Annotated in this window: 1 protein-coding gene; it reads right to left on the reverse strand. The window is 69.2% G+C overall.

What is annotated here, in order from left to right:
- Positions 1-23: 23 nt before the first annotated feature.
- Positions 24-1,229 (reverse strand): IS110 family RNA-guided transposase, encoded by a 1,206-nt coding sequence (locus tag BC793_RS48565; RefSeq protein ID WP_203896708.1) that lies wholly within the window; start codon positions 1,227-1,229, stop codon positions 24-26.
- Positions 1,230-1,472 lie beyond the last annotated feature (243 nt).

Consider the following 1,472-nt stretch of genomic DNA (forward strand, 5'->3'; position numbering starts at 1 on the left):
GGGGGGTGTCCCTATGGTTTCTGTCAAGCGGCGAGGGCGATTTTCTCTGCCGGTTTGTGCTGGTAGGGGGTGGTGGTGCGGAGCATCGCGTGTAGGACGTCGATGCGGCGTCGGGCGAGGCAGATGAGGGCGGCGTTGTGTTTCTTGCCTTCGGCTCTCTTGCGGTCGTAGTAGGTCCGGCTGGCCGGGTCGGACAGGGCGGCGAACGCGGACAGGAAGAATGCGCGTTTGAGTTGTTTGTTGCCGCCTTTGGGTGGGTGCTCGCCGCGGATGCTGGTGCCGGAACGGCGGGTGACCGGGGCTAGGCCGGCGTAGGCGGCCAGGTGGCCGGAGGTGGGGAACGCGGCGACGTCGCCGACTTCGAGCAGGATCCGGGCTGCGGTCCTGACCCCGACGCCGGGCATCGAGATCAGGACCGGGGAAAGAGGGTGGGCATCAAGCATCTCTTCAACCTGGCCGGTGACCTGGTCACGCTGCTTCAGCAGGTCACGCAAGCTGTCGGCCAGCCTCGGCAGGATCGTCTCGGCCGCGGTGCTGCCGGGAACGACCACCGTCTGGGCGTCCAGAGCGGCGAAGACCTGCTCGACCAGGCGGGCACCCATGCGCGGAGCCCGGGGTCTGACGATCTCGGTGAGTTTCGACCGGCCGGCCTTGCGCAGCCCGGCCGGGCCACCACACCGCGACAACAGTTCCAGCACTGCGGCATGCTGCACTTTCGGGCCCAGCACCCGCTCCAGCGGCGGGTGGATCTGGGTGAGCAGGCCGCGGATCCGGTTGCTGATGCGGGTGACCTCACCGGCGAGGTCGTCGTCGTAGCCGACCAGCATCTCCAGCTCGGCGAGGGCGTCGTCGCCGGCGTCGACGCGGCGCAGGGTGTGCGGCAGGGTGCGGGCGGCGTCGGCGATCACGTAGGCGTCGCGGGCGTCGGTCTTCGCGGTGCCCGGGTGCAGGTCAGCCAGGCGGCGCATGACCAGACCGGGCAGGTACGCGATCTGGTGCCCGCAGGCGCGGGCGACCGCGACGGGCAGGGCACCGATCGAGGCAGGCTGGTCGACCACGGCCAGGATCCTGCCGTGTCGGCCAAGCTTGTCGAACAGTTTCCGCAGCCCGGCCTCGGTGTTCGGCAGCGCCGCGTCGTGCAGCCGCTTGCCGGACGGATCGAGCGCGACCGCATGGTGGTCGGACTTGCCGACGTCCAGCCCCAGGAACACGCCGTACTCGGTGGTCACGCTCACGCCTCCCACGATGTCCATCATGGGCTCGGCCGCTGGTCACAGCGTCGGACTGCCGGCAGCCACGTTACGGAGAGACCTACCCAGACTTCGGGTGGCCGGGTCCCTATCAGCGGTCTTGCCGACGCCACCCGGCCCGGCGACAACACCCCCCGGATCATGCGTACGACAGGGGCAGTAAGTCATACCGGACCGAGCGACCGAGCAGTCCCCGGTGGGGACGATCAAAAAGGTAACGGG

It is taken from the genome of Actinoplanes xinjiangensis (assembly GCF_003148685.1).
In the GTDB taxonomy this organism is placed as follows: Bacteria; Actinomycetota; Actinomycetes; order Mycobacteriales; family Micromonosporaceae; genus Actinoplanes; species Actinoplanes xinjiangensis.